This is a genomic window from Streptomyces sp. YGL11-2 (genome assembly GCF_050054615.1).
In the GTDB taxonomy this organism is placed as follows: domain Bacteria; phylum Actinomycetota; class Actinomycetes; order Streptomycetales; family Streptomycetaceae; genus Streptomyces.
Window position 1 is genome coordinate 18,830 of record NZ_JBNHIN010000027.1, and the last position, 18,467, is coordinate 37,296.

Here is an 18,467-nt window from a genome sequence, read left to right on the forward strand (position 1 = left end):
CCGGTGCGCACCGGCCTGCGACGCACAGGATCTGCCCCACCAGCGGTTCGCGTACCTCACGGCCGTCATCGCCTCCCCCGTCACCACCGCTGACGGGAATCCTCCTGTCAGGGGCCGAGGGGGGCGTGCTGGGCGCGGCCGGTGCGGTGGCGGTATTCGTTGGGCGGTATGTCGTAGGCGGTGCGGAAGGCGCGGGTGAAGTCGGCGGGGCGCGGGTAGCCCCAGCGAGCGGCGATCAGGTAGATGGGGGTGGCCCGTAGGGAGGGGTGGGCGAGGTCTCTGCGGGCGCCTTCGAGGCGTTGCCGACGGATCCAGGCGGCGACGGTGCCGTCGCCCTGGTCGCGGAAGAGTCGGTGCAGGTAGCTGACCGAGATGTAGTGGGCGGCGGCGATCATGCTCGGAGTCAGCTCCGGGTCGTGCAGGTGCTGCTGAATGAACGCCTTGATGCGCAGCAGTGACGTTCGTCGGCGCGAGTCGTCCGGCACCGCGTTGGCTGCGTCGAGGTGGTGGGCAACCACGGAGGTCAGCAGGTCGTGGGCGAGCGCACCGAGTCGGGGAAGGTCGCCCGGCCCGTAGGGGGTGGAGCGCGCGGTGATGCTGCTGAGGAACTGGGTCAGCAGCCCCCCGAACCCGGTCGTTCCCGATAGCGGCGTTGCCAGTATTCGCTCCAACCGCTTGGCGGGTGCCCCCAGCAGTGCCCGGGGGATGTGGACGCGCACCAGCCTCGTCGTCCCACCATCTGCGCCGAGCCGTAGGGAGAAGGGCTGCGAACTGTCGTACAGCGCGAGTTCGTGTACCTTCAGCATGGTCTCGCGCCTGGCCTGGCTCACCACGAGCGTGCCGCTCAACGGAATGATGACCGAGCACAGTTCGGGGTCGGCCTGTCGGATCAGCTTGGGCGTTCGCACCACCTCGACCGGCGACAGGGCCAGTTCCACGACGTTCACCGCCGCGAGGTCCAGCATCCGAGCCGTCGCCTGGACGCCCTCAGGATTGTCGCTGATTGCCCGCATGGGGTGTTCGGAGTTGACCCAGAGGGCGTCCAGCGCAGCCAACCGGTCCTTTGCCGGCAGGTCCTCGCTCCGGAACACCATCTCGCTCAGCATTCCCACAACGTCTCCCGGAATCGGTCACGACCGGCCCCCTCGACCTGTCTCCGACGCTGCGAGGCTATCGCCGACCGCTGAACAGGCGAGAAGCAGGTCGTTTACCCGCCATCTCGTGCGGCATGTTCGGTAAGCCCAGTGGCATGGGGATCGTCGAGCGCACTGCACCGTGGGCCTTGCGCCTGACGAGCTGGGGGAGTTGTTCCAGCGGGTGGTTCCCCTGGCACCCAGCACGGTCACCCTCGCAGCGATCCGGCTGTGGCTCCGTCAACGACTGCCGCTCAGTCCTTCGGGTCGATGGCAGACGGCCTCGACGTTGTTCCCATCGGGATCGCGGACAAAGGCTCCGTAGTAGAACTCGTGGTAGTCCGGCCAGAGCCGGGGCGCGTGCAGTACCTCGGCACCCGCGGCAAGGGCCGCTGCGTAGAAGCCGTCCACGGCGGCGCAGTCGGCCGCGGCGAATGCGATGTGCAGCTCGCGCGCAGGCGCGGGATCCGTCGCGGGGACCAGCCACAACGGGTGGCCCGTAACCCCGAAGCTGATGTTCCCGCCGAACTGCTTCTTACGTTCGCCACCTAACGGCGCGAGTACGGCATCGTAGAAAGCGGCGCTGGCCACGATGTCGCGCACCTGAATGGCGATATGATCTAGCATGCGCCAACCCTCTCCCATCGCGGGGGTGTTGTCGCGCGTTTTTCCTTCATCCGCTGCCCGGACGGGCGCAGCGGCACACGCCGGTGCTCCGACCCATTGACCACGCCTCAGAGCTTGCCTCTCTGGCTGGTGGAGGGAACCGGCACTCAGTGCGGCCGCGTCCGTTGATGCACAAGATCCAGTGGGCGCAGAGGAGCTTGAGATGACCGGCACAGCCACCCGTTACCTCTATCTCGCCCGGCACGGTGAGGCATCGGCTGATGAGAGTGGACTGACAGAGGCCGGCCGACGGCAAGCCACACTGCTCGGCCAACGCCTCCGGAACATTCCCTTCACAGCTGTCCACCACGGTCCACTGCCGCGGGCAGAGCAGTCCGCGCGCCTGATCGGCGACCAACTCAAGAACGTCCCGCTCCACGTCTCAGACGTCGCCAGGGACTACGTGCCAACATGCCACCGGAGCCCGCAAGGGGGCCGTCCCAGGCGCGCCCACCGACCATGCCGCCCTGGGTCGCTCCCGCGGCGACCTGAGCACAAACGGCCACGTCGCCAGTGACAAGCATACGCGGCCCCTGGCGATCAGGGTCACCGCCGGGCAGGCAGGTGACGCCCCGGAGTTCACCGCCGCGATGGCCGTGCTCCGCGCGCCCCGCGCGCCCTGGCACCAGACCGGACATGGTGATCGCGGACCAGGCGTACTCCTCGCGCGCGATCCGCTCCCCCGCTGCACCAACAGAGACAGAGCCTAGCCGTCTTGGTGCGGCAGCCGCTCCAGCGGGAAGAGGATCGGGCTCAGCAGGTGCAGACTGCGGCCCGGCGCGGGTTTGTTGTGTCTCTTGGACCTGATGGCGCTGAGGAGTTCGTCGACCAGCTCGGCGAGTTCGTCCCGGTCGAGCCAGAGCGGAATCTGGGTGTAGCCCACCGAGTCGGCGATCGGGTCGGTGTCGTCCCGGTCGAGGTAGGCGTTGAAGTCGGCGTGCAGGCCGGCCAGCGCCGCGGTGAAGCCTTGCCGGTGGTCGTCCAGGGACATGGACGCGGCCTCGTCGGCGTCGATCACCGCACGCTCGCGGCGCAGTCGGTAGTGCCGTTCGACGGCGCCGTGCACCCGCTGCTCGTCAGTGACTTCCAACACCCCGGCGTCGGCCAGCAGTCCGACGTGCCGGTACAGGGTGGTCTTGGGGACGTCGGGAAGGCTCGCGCACAGGTCGGAGGTGGTGCGCGTGCGCCCACCTGACATGGCGTGCACGATGCGCAGGCGCACGGGATGCAGGAGCAGGTCGAGCTTGTCCACCCCGATACAATCCCACATCCGCTACTGCCCCCAAAGTTGGGAAAGCAACGGGAAGGGGTGAGCCATGGCCCGGCAGCCGCTCCGAGCCCGGCGCGAGGCGGGCCCGAGGCGGGCCCCTGAGCCGCTCCGTCATGGAAAGTCGGCGTACGCCGTCAGGTGGTGGGACCGCTCCAGTAGGCGTCGTCCCACCGCTTCACGTCGGGGCTGAACTCGACCTCGATCCGGTCGGCGGCACCGGGGGGCAGAGAAAAGGCGTACTTGCCCACGGCTTCCCTGCCGGGGAGGACATAGCCGGTGAGGACCTTCTGCCGCCCGCTACCGTCGATCACCAGCTCCGCCGACGCCCCGTCAGCGTCGTTGACGCTGGGCAGCCCGGTCTCGACGGCGGCCCGCTGGCCACCGGTGTTGACCACCGTGACCGTGACCTGGACGGCCTTGTTGCCCTTGGCGTGACCGAGGACGTAACCGTCCGGGCTGAACGGCACCGGCTTGCCGACCGTGACCTTCAGACCGTCGCCGAAGGTGTACGACTTGCCGAAGGACAAGTGCCGGGCCTTCTCGGCGGCAGCCGCCGACTCCTTGGCCGCCTTGGCCTTCGCGCGCGCATCGGCGTCGACCTCCTTCACGTGCGCACGGTCACGGTCGACCGCCCCCTTGACCAGCACGACGGTGAACGCCGCGCCGCCAGCCGCCGCGAGCAGACCCAGGACGCCCAGAACGACACCGCTGAGCGCCATGGCCTTGTTGGTGGCCCGACCCATGCGCACCCGGCTCAGCCCGATCCCACCGAAGATCACGGCCAACAATGCCGGCAGCCAGGACAGCCAGAACAGGAAGATGAACGCGCCGAGGACGAGGCCGACAAGGCCGAGTACCAGTGCGGTGATGCCCATGCCGTTGCTGGGCTGCGGGGTCCAAGCCGGCGGCGGCCAAGGCGCCCGGTACGCGTCACTCTCAGCGGGCGGCGCAGTCCAAGGGTCGCGGTGCTGGGGCAGCGGATCCCCGGTCGTGGGGCCGTCGGCAGAGACGGGCGTGGTCATGCAGAATCCTTCAGCCAGATCACTCGGTGAATTTCCGACCATACCAGGAGTTTTACCTTTTCATTACCCCTCACGGACGCGGTCGGCACACCACCCAGGCACCCAGGCACCCAGGCACCCAGGCGCGAACTTGCAGTTGGCGCAGCGAGCGCTGCGCTGCGGACATGGACCCACCTGCGGCGGCGACGCGCACCCCACCGTCACAGCCGCACACGAACCGGTCAGCCCTCGTGCAGCACCGCCCGGATCACATACCGGGCGTTGTGTGCCATCGCCCGGTTCGTCCTGCGGTAGTACGGCAGCGCGATCAACGCCTGCGAGAGCGTCCGCGCCCGGCCGCGGCTCCATGCCGCGTCGTCCACGCCGAGCGCCTCACGGAAGACCTCCCGCGCATCGGCCGGCAGCAGATTCCATGCCGGGAACAGGTCACACGCCGGATCGCCCACTCCCATGCACCCGAAATCGATCACCGAGGCCAACCTGCCACCCTCCACCAGGAGATTTCCCGGCATCACATCAGCGTGCAGCCACACCGGCGGCCCGTCCCACCCCGGGGCCCGCAGCCCCTCCTCCCATACGGCCACCGCGGCATCGCAGTCGACACCCTCCTGCGGAATCCCACGCAGTTCCTCGATGGCCGCCCGCGTCGACGCGTCCAGAGAGGCAAGAGGCCCACCGCGGTGGGCCCGCGGCGCCCCGGGCAGGGTGACGCACCGCATCGCCGCCACGAAACCGGCCAAGTCCTGCGCCAGCAGCACAGGTTCGCCCAACTCCCCTTCCACAGGGGTCTCCCCCACCAGCCACCGATACACCGCCCACGGCCACGGGTACCCCTCCGCCGGCTCCCCCGCCCCGAGCACCTCTGGAACGGGCACGGGCAACCGGCCCGCCAGTCGGGGTAGCCACTCCCGCTCCCGCACCACGTCCTGGGCTCCGCCCTCGCCCAGCGGCAACCGTACAACCATGCCCTCGCCCAGCCGATACACGGCGTTGACCGTGCCACCGGACGTAACGCGCTCCACCGCCAGCCCCGCCCACTGCGGAAACCGCCCAGCGATCAACCGTCGCACCACGTCATCGTCGATGGGGTACGGTCCGGGATGCATCGGCCTTGTGCTCATGGAGCGCCATCCGATCCCCCAACGCCGCCCGCGTCAAACGCTTTACGCCTCGCCCCGCGCGGGGAGGCGGAGCCGCCGCGTGCGGCGACGGATGACTGCAGACACGTCCGGGAGAGGGCATGCCGGGGGTGGCGAGGATCGCGAAATGACCTCAACAGGCGGAGAATCGAGGCAGGTTGGATCCCCCCAGCCCAGGGTGAAGGCCGCCACCCGCGAGGAGACGCGCGAGGCGGCAAGCAGCACAGTCATCCCTGTCCGGTCGCCGTTCCGGCGGAGCCCCTCCGGTGGTTCACCGGCCGGGCGGACAGCTCACCGTTCGCTCGGAGGGCTCAGCGATCGAGCGGGTCCCGGCGCAGGACCAGGTCGAGGAGCCCAGGGAAGCGGGCGTCGAACTCCTCACGGCGCAGTCGGTTGACCCGCTTCGGGCCCATGTCGCGCTGCTCGACGATGCCTGCCTGGCGCAGCACGGAGAAGTGGTGACTCAGTGCGGCCTTCTGCACCGGTACGTCGAAGCTGCCGCATGCGCGGGTCCAGTCGTCGCTGCCGGCAAGCTCACGGACCAGTCGGAGTCGGACCGGGTCGGCCAGCGCGGCCAGCGCGGTCTGCAACGGGACGTCGTCGGGGTGGGTGTGCGCGGGGGCGGCCCGGTGGCCGGCGGTTCGGGTGGTTCGGTCTGCCATGTCATTCCCCCTTGCCTGGTGTTCGATGAACATCATACACTCCGGATGTTCGATGTCCGTTGAACACTCGGCTCGGTGAGGTGTGTCCGTATGCGTGTGGTGCGGTTTGAGCGGTATGGCGGCCCGGAGGTCCTTTCGGCCGTGGAAGTTGAGGTACCCGAGCCCGGCCCGGGGCAGGTGAGTATCGATGTCGCCTTCGCCGGGGTGAACTTCGCCGATCTCAAGGCGCGGGCCGAGGGCTACCGTGTGCCCGCGCTGCCGTTCGTGCCGGGCCTGGAGGTGTCCGGCCGGATCCGCGCCGTGGGCGAGGGGGTGGCGGCGTTCCATCCCGGCCAGGAGGTGGCCGCTCTGACGCCGGGCGGGGCGTACGCGGAAGTCGTGGTCGCCGACACCGCGACCGTGTTCCCCATAGAGGACGGCCTGGACCTGCGCACCGCCGCCACTCTGCCCACCGTGCTACCGACGGCCCATGCACTGCTTCACGAGGTGGGACGGCTGCGCGAGCGGGAGAGCGTACTCGTCCAGGGAGCGGCGGGGGGAATCGGCACGGTCGTCGGGCAGTTGGCAAAGGCAGCCGGAGCGGGCGCGGTGTACGGGGTCGTCTCCCGGCCGTCGAAAGCCGGTCATGCCCTCAAGTACGGCTACGACGAGGTCTTCTGCGCAGACGACTTCACCGACGAGGTGCGCCGGGCCACGGCAGGCCGGGGCGTCGACCTCGTCCTCGACCCGGTCGGCGGCGACACCTTCCGCCGTGGCCTGGACTCGCTGGCCGTCTTCGGCCGGCTGGTCTCCTTCGGTAACGCCTCCTCGGCCGAACCGTGGCAGGTGGGCCAGTCCGAGCTCTACCCGACAGGCCACTCCGTCGCGGGCTTCTCCATCCTCTCCCTGGCGCACACCGCCCCGGAGGCGCTGCGGGAACTGGCCGAGCGAGCCTTCCGTACGGTCGCCGACGGCACCGTGGAACTCCCCGTCACCGCCGAATTCCCCCTCGCCGAAGCCGCCGAGGCCCACCGGCTCCTGGGCAGCCGGACCACCACCGGCAAGCTGCTGCTACGAGTGGCGGCGTAGAGGCCGATGCAGCCCCTGCAGGGTCGCCTGGTCCGTGTGGAGGCGTGCGCCGACCGGACACGTGAAGTTGAGCCTGGGGCACTCGGCGACCGTTGGACGTATCTGCGCCCTTGAGGGGTTCTGTCGGTTCTGTCGACCTATGGCTCGGGGAGGAACAACAGCCCCCCATCGCGCCACAGTCGCCGGAGGCTCCCATGACGATTCATCAACTCGACCCCGTCGTCGCACAATTCGTTGACGCCGCCAACGCGGCGTAGGCCGGGGGCTACGATGCGCCCGGCGGTGGCATTACGGCCCCCGCCGGGTCGACCTGCGACGACGGACCCAACAGACAAGGCGAGATCTCACCGGTCTGCTGGACGGCGTGCCCACCGAGACACGCAACCACCCACCGGACACGCCCGGCCCGAGCAGGTCTCGGTGGTGGATGGTCGCGCTACGCCGGACCAGTCAGGAGGACGCCCCTCGGCAGTCACAGGCCCGTTCCCGTTCGGGGTGAACCGGTGGGCTCACCGGCACCAGATGGTGGACCCGGGCCGGCGGCAGGTTCCCCAGCACCGTCTCCGTACGGAAGGTGTGACGGCGCAGGATGCGGCGCAGTACGCCCAGACCGGCGAAGGTGCGCTCGCGTTCCGCCGCGTCGGCGAACGTCCGGCGCATCGTCTCGCCTCCCACATAGCCGAAGAACGACAGCGTGCCGCCGGGCCGTAGCGCCCCGAGCAGCCGGTCGAAGATCTCCTGCGTGGTCCGGGCCTCGAAGTTGGCGAACGGCAGGCCGCACACGATCGTGTCGTAGGAGCCGAGTTCGTGTTCCTGCACAAGGCCCGTGCGGATCCGGAGCCTGGGATCACCGGCATATGTCTGCCGCAGCAGGTCGGCGAAGCGCGGATTGGCCTCGATCAGGTCCAGGGTGTCCAGCCGGTCGAGTGAACCGGCGATGTGCCTGGTCACCGCTCCCGTGCCCGGACCTACCTCAAGTACCGCGCGGGGGCGACCCGGGCTGGGGATCAGATATCGGGTAAGGGCTCTGCTGAGCCGGGCGCTGCTCGGGGCGATCGCCCCCACGTCCTGACGCGTCCTCGCGTACTCCCGGAGGAACAGAGCCACTTCAGCCACAAGTCACCCACTGCGATAGTGAAAGTACCGGTATTGCCCGTTGCGTAGCTGGATGCCCCAGTTCCGCAACATCATTCGGACCAGTCTGCCCCTGACCTGGTAAAACGACCGGCAAATGCCTGGGGAGATGTGGTGAAGGAAGGGTGTCGGAACAGACTCATTGCTGACTGGCCGTTAACAACGGATCCGGCTTCCCGTCCGCCGCCCCACCGCACGCCGCCGAACACGGAGTGACTGGGGATGCCCGGTGCCGGGGACCATCTCTCCCGGCACCGGATCCGAACGACCCCGCGGGTGGCCCCTGCAGCGGTGCAGGGTGGCGAGACGCAGGTCACATTGGTTCGTGTCACAACGTGCGGGAGCTGTTTCGTCCAAGACGGTGTCACCACCAACAACGACACAGGAGCGCACCATGGAAGCTCGGCTGAACCTCATGACCAGCCCGGCCGCGGCCAAGGCCATGAAGCACATCATCGCGGCGCACAAGGCGCTCGCGGACTCGACGCTGCCGGCCGCGACACGCGAACTGGTGATGCTCCGCGCCAGCCAGATCAACGGCTGCGCCGGATGCATCGACATGCACACCAAGGAAGCCGCCGCGGCGGGGGAGACCTCGTTGCGCCTCAACCTGGTCGCAGCCTGGCGCGAGGCCACGGTCTTCACCGACGCCGAGCGCGCCGCACTGGAGCTGGCGGAGCAGGGCACCCGCATCGCGGACGCGGCCGGCGGCGTACCGGACGAGGTGTGGGCGAACGCCGCCAAGCACTACGACGAGGACCAACTCGCCGCCCTGGTCGCCCAGATCGCCATCATCAACGCCTTCAACCGCGGGAACGTCATCACCCAACAGCCTGCCGGCGACTACCAGGTCGGCCAGCTCCACTGACAGGACGGCCGTGGCCGCCGGTGCCGACCACGCCAGCAGCCAACACCCCGGGCACCGCTTCGTGGGGGCCCGGGGTGTTGTTCCGGCTCGTCCGGTGGTCCGACTGCCCCTCACGCGAACTCCGACGGCACGCGCTCCGCGTGGGCCGTGGAACAGTGCTGTCCTGCGCAGAACCTGACAGGTCATCGGCGCGAAGCGTGATGCGGGGTCGACGTCACCTGACGCCGATCCCGGCCGGTGCGCCGCCGATTCGCCACACACGGCCAGCCGGCATGGCCACGGCGCTTTTCGCCCGTGCTCTGCAGGTGCTCGGCCGGATTCGGTTCGTCGTGGAACTGAGCGTTCGTCGTGGGACCGAGCCCGTCAACCACCTGGTGTGGTGCCATCAGGGCAGCATGACGACCTTGCCGAACTTCCCCGGACCAGCCAGCCGGGCGTAGGCGTCGGCGTAACGGTCCAGTGGGAAGGCCGCGTCGACAGGTACCCGCAGCCTGCCGTCGGCCAGCAGTGGGACGACACTGGTGCGCACCGTGGCCGCGAGGAGCGATTTCTCTGCGTGGGAGCGGCCTCGAATGGTGGTGCCGATCAGCTGGGCGCGCGCAAGCATCAGGTCAAACATGCGCAAGGGGGCCACCGTCCCGCCCTGGACCCCCACAACGAGGATCCTCCCCCGAGTACGCAGCAGTTCAACCCGCCGCAGGCAGTCCTCCCCGCCGACCAGCTCGACGACGACGTCGTACGGCGCCCGTCCGCTCTCCTGACCGGGGACCACCACCTCTACGCTGCTGCCGACGGGGGCAAGTTCCTTCATTCGGTCGTGCAGTTCGGTCCGGCGCACGCTTGCCACGACGTGGGCGCCGGAAACGGCGGCCACCTGCACCATGGCCGTACCGACCCCGCCCGCAGCTCCGGTGACCAGAACCCGATCGCCCGCGCAAACACCGGCTTGGATGACCAGTGCGTCCCAGGCAGTACTGAACGCCTCGGGGAAACCTGCTGCCTCCCGCCAGGACAACCCCGCGGGTATCGGAAGCAGCAAGTCGGCGGGCACCACGATCCGCTCGGCGTGGCCACCGCCACCCACGAGGGCCATGACCCGGTCACCGACGCCCACTCCCGTGACCCCCGCGCCGACCTGTTCGACCTCACCGGCGATTTCCAGCCCGGGGATGTCGGCCGGCCAGCCTGATGGCGCCGGGTAGTCACCCCGGGCCTGCTGAAGGTCGGCCGCGTTGAGCCCTGCGGCGCGGACCCGCACTGCCACCAGGCCGGGCCCAGCCACCGGATCAGCGCGCCGTTCAAGCCGGAACGCGCCCCTGCCGTCGATCACAACTGCTTGCATGATCACGAACCTACTCTCCCGCTCCGGGCACGACAGCCGGGAGCATTCCCCCTCCAGGTCGTACCAATGTGCCGCAGTGATCTGGATCAAGGACCTCCTCGCACGAGCCGTCCCGGGAACACCACCGCATACGCGGACGAGGACCAGCCTGCGGCCCCGTCACAAGGACCGCGAACGTTCACCCGGTGGCGGGTTCGGCCTTGCGGGTGGCATGGAAGGTGCGCCGGTAGGTGAGTGGGGGTACGCCGATGGCGGCGTGGAGGTGCTGGCGGAGGGAGGTGGCGGTCGCGAAGCCGACCTGGCCGGCGATGCGGTCCACGGACAGGTCGCTGGTTTCGAGGAGTTGGCGTGCTTGGGAGATGCGCTGCTGGATGAGCCACCGTCCCGGACTGGTCCCGACCTCGTCCTGGAAGCGTCGCGCGAAGGTCCGTACGCTCATCTGCGCGTGGCCTGCGAGGTCGGACAGGGTCAGTGGCAAGTGCAGCTGCTCCAGGGCCCATTGCCTGGTGGCGGCCGTTGTGGCGGCGGTGGGTTCGGGCACGGGGTGTTCGATGTACTGCGCCTGGCCGCCTTCCCGCCACGGCGGAACCACGCACATGCGGGCGACATGGTTGGCCACCTGGCTTCCGTGGTCGGTGCGCACCACGTGCAGGCACACATCGACGCCCGAGGCTGCGCCGGCCGAGGTGAGGATGTCGCCGTCGTCGATGAAGAGCACCTCGGGGTTGAGCCGAACCTGTGGGAACAGCTGCCGGAAGCGCTCGGCGAGCGCCCAGTGCGTGGTGGCGGGGCGGCCGTCGAGCAGTCCGGCTGCCGCGAGGACGAAGGCACCGGTACAGATGGAGATGAGCCGGGCGCCGGGGCGGATCATGGCGAGGGCCTGGGCAACGAGTTCAGGGAGTTCGGCGGTGGCCAGGGCCAGGTCGAACGGCGGGATCACCACGGTGTCGGCGGTGCGCAGCACCTCGGGACCGTGCTCGACGGCGATCTCGAAGTCGGCGTCGGTGCGCACCGGGCGGCCGTCGGCGGTACAGGTGAGCAGCTCGTAGCGGCCGTGCACACTGCCGAAGACCCGGTTGGGGATGCCGAGTTCGAACGGGTACACCCCGTCGAGTGCGAGGACGGCGATGCGGTGCGGCGATTCCGGCCGCGTTATCTGGTCCATGACACGACCGGTCCTTCCCATCGGTTCTCCCCGCCGCCTGATTGGCAGGATCCTATCGAATAGTGACCATCATGCCATTGCCCGTGCCGTCACGCGGCGGCAGTGTGGACCGCATGAGTGCAGAGACCAGGGAAAAGACCACCACCGAGCACGCCGCGACCGGGCACGACACGGCGACCGGGAACGACACGATGCGGGCGATGAGCCAGGACGTCCTCGGCGGGCCCGAGGTACTGAAGGAAGTGGAGGTGACGCGCCCGGAACCCGGTCTGAGCGAGGTACTCATCAGGGTCCACGCGGCAGGAGTCAACCCCACCGACTGGAAGCACCGGGAACTCGGCGTCTTCCTCGGTGAGCCGCCGTTCGTCCTGGGGTGGGACGTCTCCGGAGTGGTGGAGGCGGTCGGAACGGGAGTCACCCTGTTCAAGCCGGGCGACGAGGTCTTCGGGATGCTGCCCTATCCGCACGGTGTGGGCTCCCACGCCGAGTACGCCACCGGGCCCGCCCGCGCCTTCGCCCACAAGCCCACGGTGATCGACCACGTCCAGGCGGGGGCACTCCCGCTCGCCGCCCTGACCGCCTGGCAGGCACTTGTCGACACTGCCGCGGTACGGGCCGGGGACCGTGTGCTGATCCACGCCGCGGCCGGGGGTGTGGGCCACCTCGCGGTGCAGATCGCCAAGGCGCGCGGCGCGTATGTGATCGCTACGGCCAGCGCGGCCAAGCACGCGTTCGTGCGCGGCCTCGGTGCCGACGAAGTGGTCGACTACCAGCGGTCCGACTTCGCCGAGGCCGTCCACGATGTCGACGTCGTCCTGGACACCATCGGTGGCGAGTACCAGTTGCGTTCACTGCGCACGCTGCGCCGTGGCGGCCTGCTGGTCTCGATCCTGCCCTTCGCGGCGCAGGGGCTGGCCGAAGAGGCGGACCGGCTCGGAGTGCGTACGGAACTGCTGCTCGTCGAGGCCGATCACGCGGGGATGACGGCGATCGCCGAGCTTGCGGAGGTGGGCGCGCTCCGCGCGGAGGTCGCGGGTACGTTCCCGATGGCGCAGGCCGCGAAGGCGCACGAGCTCGGCGAGACGAACCGAACGGCGGGCAAGCTGGTGCTCGTCATGACCGCCACAGGCGGCGCCGGCGACTGATCGGCGACGGAGTTCCGCAGACTCCGCTCATCCCATCCCGGTACGGCTCAGGCAGCCGCTGGGGAGGCACCGGCCCGTCGACTGCGGCCGGCAAGGGGCTGCCTCCTCAGCGGATCCGCAACGGCGGCGACTTTCTGGAACCTTGCCGACCGTCTACCGCTCCCCCACCAGTGCATCGTCGCCATCGCCCGGGCGTCCTTCGCGGGAGTGTGTGGTGATCGGCGAACTCGCCGAGTGAGGGCCCCTGTTCGAGGAGGGGCAGCCCTCAGAAGTGCCGGATGCTCATGGCCTGGGTGTGCATCCGGCATGAGTGCTCTTGCCTCGGTGGACGCGCCGATACGATGATCGATCGAGACTGGCGCAACACCCGGCAACACCCGACAACGCCCAGGAGTCCTCGTGACCGACGAGACAGTGGATGTGCAGGAGACCCGGCGGGTCGAGGGGCTGATTGCAGCTCAGGAGAAGGCCGTCGCACTGTTCCACGAGGTGGAGAGGCGTGAGTTGGTGGCGCCCGGCCGGGGTGAACGCGAGGTCAGCGACCTGATCCGCGATCTGGCCAACGAGATGTTCGGCACCACCAAGCACTGGCACAAGCGGATCATCCGCTCCGGGCCCAACACCCTCGCGCCGTACCGGGACAATCCGCCGGACCGGGTCATCGAGCCCGACGACATCGCCTTCGCCGACTTCGGGCCGATCTTCGAAGAGTATGAGGCGGACTTCGGCCGCACGTACGTCTTCGGGGACGATCCGCACAAGCACCGTCTCCGCCGGGACCTGCCGGGCATCTTCGACGCCGGCCGCGCCTTCTTCGCCGCACACCCGGACATCACCGGCCGTCAGCTGTACGCCGAGGTCGAGCGCCTTGCCATGGCGGCCGGTTGGGCCATCGGCATCTGGCATGCCGGCCATCTGGTCGGCGAGTTCCCGCACGAGACGAACGACGGCGCCAAGGCCGATTCCTACATCACCCCGGAGAACAACACCCCGTTGCGCCGCACCGACCGAGCGGGCCGGACCTGCCACTGGATCCTCGAACTCCATCTGGTCGACCGGGAAGGGGGCTTCGGCGGGTTCTACGAGCAGCTCCTCGACCTCGCCTGATGCGCCGGCTCCGGGCCCGGCGGGCGGGTGCCATCGGTGCTCCGGCGACACGGCTCGCCCGACTACTGAGCGGTTCCGGCCGTAGCAGGACGTAGTCGCAGGCGTGGGCGTGGCCGCAGCCGTCCTCGCGTCGTCCCTGGTCGTGCGCCGGTGCGGGCCGCCGCGGCAGGTGGGCGCGCTCGCCTCACATGGCACGGGTGCGACGTGTGCGTGAGGCGTAACTCCGGATGCTCCTGTCGTGTGACGGGCCGGAAATTCGGTCTTTCTACGGTGCTGGGCAGAGGGCTGCCCGCCACCTGCGGGACGGTCCGGTTCGGCAAGGCGCACGCACCACGGGGTGGGGTTTCGGTGGCATCTGGCTCGAAGGGCGGCGGTGTCCGCACGGTCTGCTCGTACTGCGGGGTGGGCTGCGGGATCGTGCTGGACGTGGCACGGGACCCCGCTGACGGCCGCCGCCGCGTGGCGAAGGCGTCCGGGGACAAGGCACACCCCACCAACTTCGGCCGGCTGTGCACGAAGGGGGCGACCAGCGCGGACATGATGGCCGCGGCCGGCCGTGCGGAGAAGGCACTGGTACGTGCCGAGCGTGGCGCCGAGACGGTCGAGACGGATGTGGACGAGGCCATCACGGCGGTCGCCGGGCGACTGCGGGCCATCCTGGACGCGCACGGGCCGGACGCGTTGTCCTTCTACGTGTCCGGGCAGATGTCCCTGGAGGCGCAGTACCTGGCGAACAAGCTGGCCAAGGGCTTCGTGCGCACCAACCAGATCGAGTCCAACTCACGGCTGTGCATGGCCTCCGCCGGATCCGGTTACAAGCTGTCGCTGGGCGCGGACGGCCCGCCCGGCTCGTACCAGGACTTCGACAGCGCGGACGTGTTCTTCGTGATCGGCGCCAACATGGCCGACTGCCACCCGATCCTCTTCCTGCGCATGATGGACCGGGTCAAGGCCGGCGCCAAACTGATCGTCGTCGACCCGCGCCGCAACGCCACCGCCGACAAGGCCGATCTCTTCCTGCAGATCAGGCCCGGCACCGACCTCGCCCTGCTGAACGGCCTGCTGCATCTGCTGGTCGCGAACGGCCACACCGACGAGGAGTTCGTCGCCGAGTTCACCGAGGGCTGGGGGGAGATGCCCGCCTTCCTTGCGGACTACCCGCCCGACCGGGTCGCGGAGATCACCGGGCTGACCGAGGACGACATCCGGCAGGCCGCGCGGTGGATCGGCGCGGCCGGTGACTGGATGAGCTGCTGGACCATGGGCCTGAACCAGTCCACGCACGGCACCTGGAACACCAACGCCCTGGTCAACCTGCACCTCGCGACCGGCGCCATCTGCCGTCCGGGGTCCGGTCCGTTCTCGCTGACCGGCCAGCCCAACGCCATGGGCGGCCGCGAGATGGGGTACATGGGACCGGGGCTGCCCGGTCAGCGCTCCGTGCTCGTCGACGCCGAGCGTGCCTTCGTCGAGCGACTGTGGCGGATCCCCGAGGGCTCCCTGCGTACCGAGGTCGGGCGCGGCACCGTCGAGACGTTCGAGCAGCTGGCCGCCGGCGACATCAAGGCGTGCTGGATCATCTGCACCAACCCGGTCGCTTCGGTCGCCAACCGCAAGACCGTCATCGCCGGTCTGGAGGCCGCCGAACTCGTCATCACGCAGGACGTCTTCGCCGACACCGAGACCAATGCGTACGCCGATGTCGTGCTGCCCGCGACGCTGTGGGCGGAGTCCGACGGCGTGATGGTCAACTCCGAGCGCAACCTCACCCTCGTACAAGGGGTCGTCGACCCGCCCGGACAGGCGCTTCCCGACTGGCAGTTGATCGCCCGGGTGGCCTGCGAGATGGGCTTCGCGGACGCGTTCGGCTACGCCTCCGCGGAGGAGGTGTTCGAGGAACTCAAGCAGGCGTGGAATCCCCGGACCGGCTGGGATCTGCGCGGGGTGAGCTACGAGCGGCTGCGCGCCACGCCGGTCCAGTGGCCGGCACCGGACGCCGGCGGACCGGACCGCAACCCGATCCGCTACCTCAACGACGGCGTCAGCCAGCCACTGCTGGAACGCGAGGACGGCACACGCCCTCGCCTGGCCTTCCCGACCCCGAGCGGACGCGCCCGGTTCTACGCACGTCCGCACCTGCCGCCGGCCGAACTCCCCGACGACGACTACCCGTTCGTGCTCAACACGGGTCGCCTGCAGCACCAGTGGCACACCATGACCAAGACCGGCAAGGTCGCCAAACTCGCCCGACTCAACCCCGGTCCGTTCGTGGAAGTCCATCCCGAGGACGCCGACGCACTGGGGATCGCGGAGGGCGACCACGTGGAGATCGCCTCGCGCCGCGGGCGAGCCGTACTTCCCGCCGTGGTCACCGACCGGGTCCGGCCCGGCACGTGCTTCGCCCCCTTCCACTGGAACGACCTGTTCGGCGAATATCTCAGCATCAACGCCGTCACCAACGACGCCGTCGATCCGATCTCCTTCCAGCCCGAGTTCAAGGTCTGCGCCGTCACCCTCACCAAGACGGCCGTCCCTGTCCCGGAGGCCCGCCCGAACACCCGGCCCGAGCCCGCCCCGGCGGACACCGCCCACCGGGGAGAGCCCATGAACCCCGTACCGACCGCGGCCGGCGCAACCGCCCGGCCGGACTCCGCCGTCCCCGCGCTCGCCGCACTGTTCGGCATCGGCGACCTCGCCCCCGCACCACTGGCGGAGCCGGAGCGCCGCTACCTCTCCGGCTATCTCTCCGGTCTCGCCCTGACCCCGCCCGACGGACGTGTCCCCGTACTGCCGCCCGACGCGCCCATCGCCCCCGAACGGGCACTGTGGGTGGACGGCGTCCTCGCCGGCATGTTCTCCCGCACCGCGGCGCCCGCCACCACCGCACCCGCCCCCGTGCCCGCGCAGCCCACCGCGCCGGAAGCCGACCCGGCGGTACCGGTCCGTCGCCTGGTCATCCTGTGGGCGTCGCAGACCGGTAACGCCGAGGATTTCGCCACGACGGCCGCCGCACACCTCGCCGAGGCGGGTCGCACCCCCGAACTCCTGCCCATGACCGACGTCGCGCCCGCCCAACTCGCCGCCGACACCGACCTGCTGATCGTCACCAGCACCTTCGGCGACGGTGACGCCCCGGACAACGGCGCCGACTTCTGGCAGGCGCTGTCCGCCCCGGACACCGAGCCGCTGGAGGGAATCCGGTACGCGGTCCTCGCCTTCGGCGACTCCCACTACGACGACTTCTGCGGCCACGGCCGCCGGCTCGACGAACGGTTGGACGCACTCGGAGCCACCCGGCTCGTCGCCCGCACCGACTGCGAGCCCGACTTCGAGGAGACCGCCGAGCGGTGGCTGGGCCAGGTGGTCACCGCCCTGGCCACCCCCGAAGACGGCCAACCCACCGCCACGGGCGGGATCGCGACGACCGCACCCGCCCCCGCCGCCACCTCAGCCGTCGCGGCCACGCCCGCCACCGCCTCCCCGCCACCGGCTTCCGCACCGGCCGGCCACACCAAGGCATCGCCGTTCGCCACCCTCCTCGTCGGCAATCGGCTGCTGAGCCTGCCGGGTTCCGAGAAGGAGGTACGGCAGTTCGCCTTCGACACCCGCGACGGCGAACTCGCCTACGACGCCGGTGACGCCCTCGGCGTATGGCCGGTCAACGGCGCCGGTCTCGTCGCCGAATGGCTCGCCCTCACCGGACTGGACCCCGACGAACCCGTCGACATCGGCGACGGCGCACCCAACTCCTTCGAAGACGCCCTGCGCACCCGACTGGACATCACCCGCCTGACCACCGACCTGCTCAGGTTCGTGGCGGACCGCACCGGGAGCCAGGACCTGAGGCGACTGCTGCGGCCCGACAACAAGGACGCGCTGGCGAAGTGGAGTTGGGGCCGCCAGGCCGCCGATGTCGTCGCCGAGTTCCCGGTCCGCGCGTCCGCCGCGGAATGGACCGCCGTACTCAAGCGCCTCCAGCCCCGCCTGTACTCCATCTCCTCCAGCCCACTCGCGCACCCCAGCGAGGTCCGCCTCACCGTCTCCGTCGTCCGCTACACCAACGACCTCGGCCGCCACCGCAAGGGCACCTGCTCGACCTACCTCGCCGACTGTGCGGACGACGGCCCGGTACGGGTCTTCGTGCAACGCTCACCGCACTTCCGCCCGCCCGCCGACCCCGCCACCCCCATGATCATGGTCGGCCCCGGCACGGGCGTGGCCCCCTTCGTCGGCTTCCTCGAAGACCGCCAGGCCCGCGGCCACACCGGCCCCAACTGGCTCTTCTTCGGCGAACAGCGCCAGGCCACCGACTTCTACTACCGCGAGGACCTGGAGGCGTACCAGGCATCCGGCCACCTCGACCGCCTCGACCTCGCCTTCTCCCGCGACCAGCGCAACAAGGTCTACGTCCAGGACCGGATGCGTGAAAAGGGTGCCCGCCTGTGGCAGTGGCTCCAGGACGGCGCCCACTTCTACGTCTGCGGAGACGCCGGACGCATGGCTCAGGACGTCGACCAGGCACTCAGGGAGATCGCCGCCACCCACGGCGGCATGGACACCGACGAGGCCACCGCCTACGTCAGGCGCCTCTCCACGGACAAACGCTACGTCCGCGACGTCTACTGACGATACCGGCCGCCGCCGACCGCCCCGTGAGGGCAAGCGTCCTGCGGATGACTGTGGTGCCGTCAGGTTGCCAGTGACCTCTCAGGTGGCACCGTCCGAACAGCGCACAGACACCCCTGC

14 protein-coding genes and 2 pseudogenes are annotated in these 18,467 nt (G+C 69.8%); 7 read left to right on the plus strand and 9 right to left on the minus strand.

What is annotated here, in order from left to right; translation table 11 throughout:
* Positions 1-107: 107 nt before the first annotated feature.
* Together ACO1BR_RS27065 and ACO1BR_RS27070 are read right to left on the minus strand one after the other, a co-directional pair.
* Entirely contained in the window at positions 108-1,106 is a 999-nt protein-coding gene (locus tag ACO1BR_RS27065; RefSeq protein ID WP_426797713.1) for a helix-turn-helix domain-containing protein, read from the minus strand.
* A 267-nt stretch (positions 1,107-1,373) separates the two neighbouring features.
* Positions 1,374-1,760, minus strand: a complete 387-nt coding sequence (locus ACO1BR_RS27070; protein WP_426797714.1) for a VOC family protein — start codon at positions 1,758-1,760, stop codon at positions 1,374-1,376.
* 202 nt (positions 1,761-1,962) lie between these two features.
* On the opposite strand from ACO1BR_RS27070, the pseudogene ACO1BR_RS27075 reads away from it, so the two are divergent.
* Positions 1,963-2,208, plus strand: a pseudogene (locus ACO1BR_RS27075) (histidine phosphatase family protein); the annotation flags it as partial.
* A pseudogene (locus tag ACO1BR_RS27080) lies at positions 2,207-2,477 on the plus strand (IS5/IS1182 family transposase); the annotation flags it as partial. The pseudogenes ACO1BR_RS27075 and ACO1BR_RS27080, both read left to right, overlap by 2 nt.
* 28 nt (positions 2,478-2,505) lie before the next feature.
* Here the strand turns inward: ACO1BR_RS27080 and ACO1BR_RS27085 are convergent.
* The 4 genes from ACO1BR_RS27085 to ACO1BR_RS27100 form a co-directional block, all read right to left on the minus strand.
* The gene (locus ACO1BR_RS27085; protein ID WP_426797715.1) at positions 2,506-3,051 is read right to left on the minus strand and encodes a helix-turn-helix domain-containing protein; all 546 of its coding nucleotides are present in this window, start codon (positions 3,049-3,051) and stop codon (positions 2,506-2,508) included.
* 152 nt (positions 3,052-3,203) lie between these two features.
* On the minus strand, positions 3,204-4,091 hold the full coding sequence (locus ACO1BR_RS27090) for a DUF4190 domain-containing protein (RefSeq protein WP_426797716.1): 888 nt from the start codon (positions 4,089-4,091) through the stop codon (positions 3,204-3,206).
* 221 nt (positions 4,092-4,312) lie between these two features.
* Entirely contained in the window at positions 4,313-5,197 is an 885-nt protein-coding gene (locus tag ACO1BR_RS27095; RefSeq protein WP_426797717.1) for an aminoglycoside phosphotransferase family protein, read from the minus strand.
* Positions 5,198-5,541: 344 nt separating this feature from the next.
* Positions 5,542-5,892, minus strand: a complete 351-nt coding sequence (locus ACO1BR_RS27100; RefSeq protein WP_426797718.1) for an ArsR/SmtB family transcription factor — start codon at positions 5,890-5,892, stop codon at positions 5,542-5,544.
* A gap of 90 nt (positions 5,893-5,982) precedes the next feature.
* Here ACO1BR_RS27100 and ACO1BR_RS27105 point away from each other — a divergent pair, with 90 nt between their 5' ends.
* A complete protein-coding gene (locus ACO1BR_RS27105) occupies positions 5,983-6,960 on the plus strand; it encodes a quinone oxidoreductase family protein (RefSeq protein ID WP_426797719.1) in 978 nt (325 codons plus the stop codon).
* A gap of 450 nt (positions 6,961-7,410) precedes the next feature.
* On the opposite strand, the gene ACO1BR_RS27110 is transcribed toward ACO1BR_RS27105, so the two are convergent.
* Positions 7,411-8,076, minus strand: a complete 666-nt coding sequence (locus tag ACO1BR_RS27110; protein ID WP_426797720.1) for a class I SAM-dependent methyltransferase — start codon at positions 8,074-8,076, stop codon at positions 7,411-7,413.
* 412 nt (positions 8,077-8,488) lie between these two features.
* On the opposite strand from ACO1BR_RS27110, the gene ACO1BR_RS27115 reads away from it, so the two are divergent.
* The gene (locus ACO1BR_RS27115; RefSeq protein WP_426797721.1) at positions 8,489-8,962 is read left to right on the plus strand and encodes a carboxymuconolactone decarboxylase family protein; all 474 of its coding nucleotides are present in this window, start codon (positions 8,489-8,491) and stop codon (positions 8,960-8,962) included.
* Between the two features lie 385 nt (positions 8,963-9,347).
* Here the strand turns inward: ACO1BR_RS27115 and ACO1BR_RS27120 are convergent, their stop codons facing one another.
* Both ACO1BR_RS27120 and ACO1BR_RS27125 read right to left on the minus strand, forming a co-directional pair.
* Positions 9,348-10,394 (minus strand): alcohol dehydrogenase catalytic domain-containing protein, encoded by a 1,047-nt coding sequence (locus ACO1BR_RS27120; protein WP_426797722.1) that lies wholly within the window; start codon positions 10,392-10,394, stop codon positions 9,348-9,350.
* A gap of 88 nt (positions 10,395-10,482) precedes the next feature.
* Positions 10,483-11,469 carry a GlxA family transcriptional regulator gene (locus ACO1BR_RS27125; protein ID WP_426797723.1) on the minus strand — a complete coding sequence of 329 codons (987 nt, stop codon included), beginning with the start codon at positions 11,467-11,469 and terminating at the stop codon, positions 10,483-10,485.
* Between the two features lie 191 nt (positions 11,470-11,660).
* Here ACO1BR_RS27125 and ACO1BR_RS27130 point away from each other — a divergent pair, with 191 nt between their 5' ends.
* The 3 genes from ACO1BR_RS27130 to ACO1BR_RS27140 all read left to right on the plus strand — a co-directional run bounded on the left by ACO1BR_RS27130 (position 11,661) and on the right by ACO1BR_RS27140 (position 18,347).
* Positions 11,661-12,614, plus strand: coding sequence for an NADP-dependent oxidoreductase (locus tag ACO1BR_RS27130; protein WP_426797782.1), 954 nt, complete (start codon positions 11,661-11,663; stop codon positions 12,612-12,614).
* Positions 12,615-13,013: 399 nt separating this feature from the next.
* Positions 13,014-13,721, plus strand: a complete 708-nt coding sequence (locus ACO1BR_RS27135) for a M24 family metallopeptidase (RefSeq protein ID WP_426797724.1) — start codon at positions 13,014-13,016, stop codon at positions 13,719-13,721.
* Between the two features lie 348 nt (positions 13,722-14,069).
* A complete protein-coding gene (locus ACO1BR_RS27140; RefSeq protein ID WP_426797725.1) occupies positions 14,070-18,347 on the plus strand; it encodes a molybdopterin-dependent oxidoreductase in 4,278 nt (1,425 codons plus the stop codon).
* Positions 18,348-18,467: the final 120 nt, after the last annotated feature.

Excerpts from the sequence above, each read along its gene's own strand:
- ACO1BR_RS27065 (WP_426797713.1), bottom strand. The coding sequence starts at position 1,106 with ATGCTGAGCGAGATGGTGTTCCGGAGCGAGGACCTGCCGGCAAAGGAC.
- ACO1BR_RS27070 (WP_426797714.1), bottom strand. The coding sequence starts at position 1,760 with ATGCTAGATCATATCGCCATTCAGGTGCGCGACATCGTGGCCAGCGCC.
- ACO1BR_RS27090 (WP_426797716.1), bottom strand. The coding sequence starts at position 4,091 with ATGACCACGCCCGTCTCTGCCGACGGCCCCACGACCGGGGATCCGCTG.
- ACO1BR_RS27095 (WP_426797717.1), bottom strand. The coding sequence starts at position 5,197 with ATGCATCCCGGACCGTACCCCATCGACGATGACGTGGTGCGACGGTTG.
- ACO1BR_RS27100 (WP_426797718.1), bottom strand. The coding sequence starts at position 5,892 with ATGGCAGACCGAACCACCCGAACCGCCGGCCACCGGGCCGCCCCCGCG.
- ACO1BR_RS27105 (WP_426797719.1), top strand. The coding sequence starts at position 5,983 with ATGCGTGTGGTGCGGTTTGAGCGGTATGGCGGCCCGGAGGTCCTTTCG.
- ACO1BR_RS27115 (WP_426797721.1), top strand. The coding sequence starts at position 8,489 with ATGGAAGCTCGGCTGAACCTCATGACCAGCCCGGCCGCGGCCAAGGCC.
- ACO1BR_RS27125 (WP_426797723.1), bottom strand. The coding sequence starts at position 11,469 with ATGGACCAGATAACGCGGCCGGAATCGCCGCACCGCATCGCCGTCCTC.
- ACO1BR_RS27130 (WP_426797782.1), top strand. The coding sequence starts at position 11,661 with ATGCGGGCGATGAGCCAGGACGTCCTCGGCGGGCCCGAGGTACTGAAG.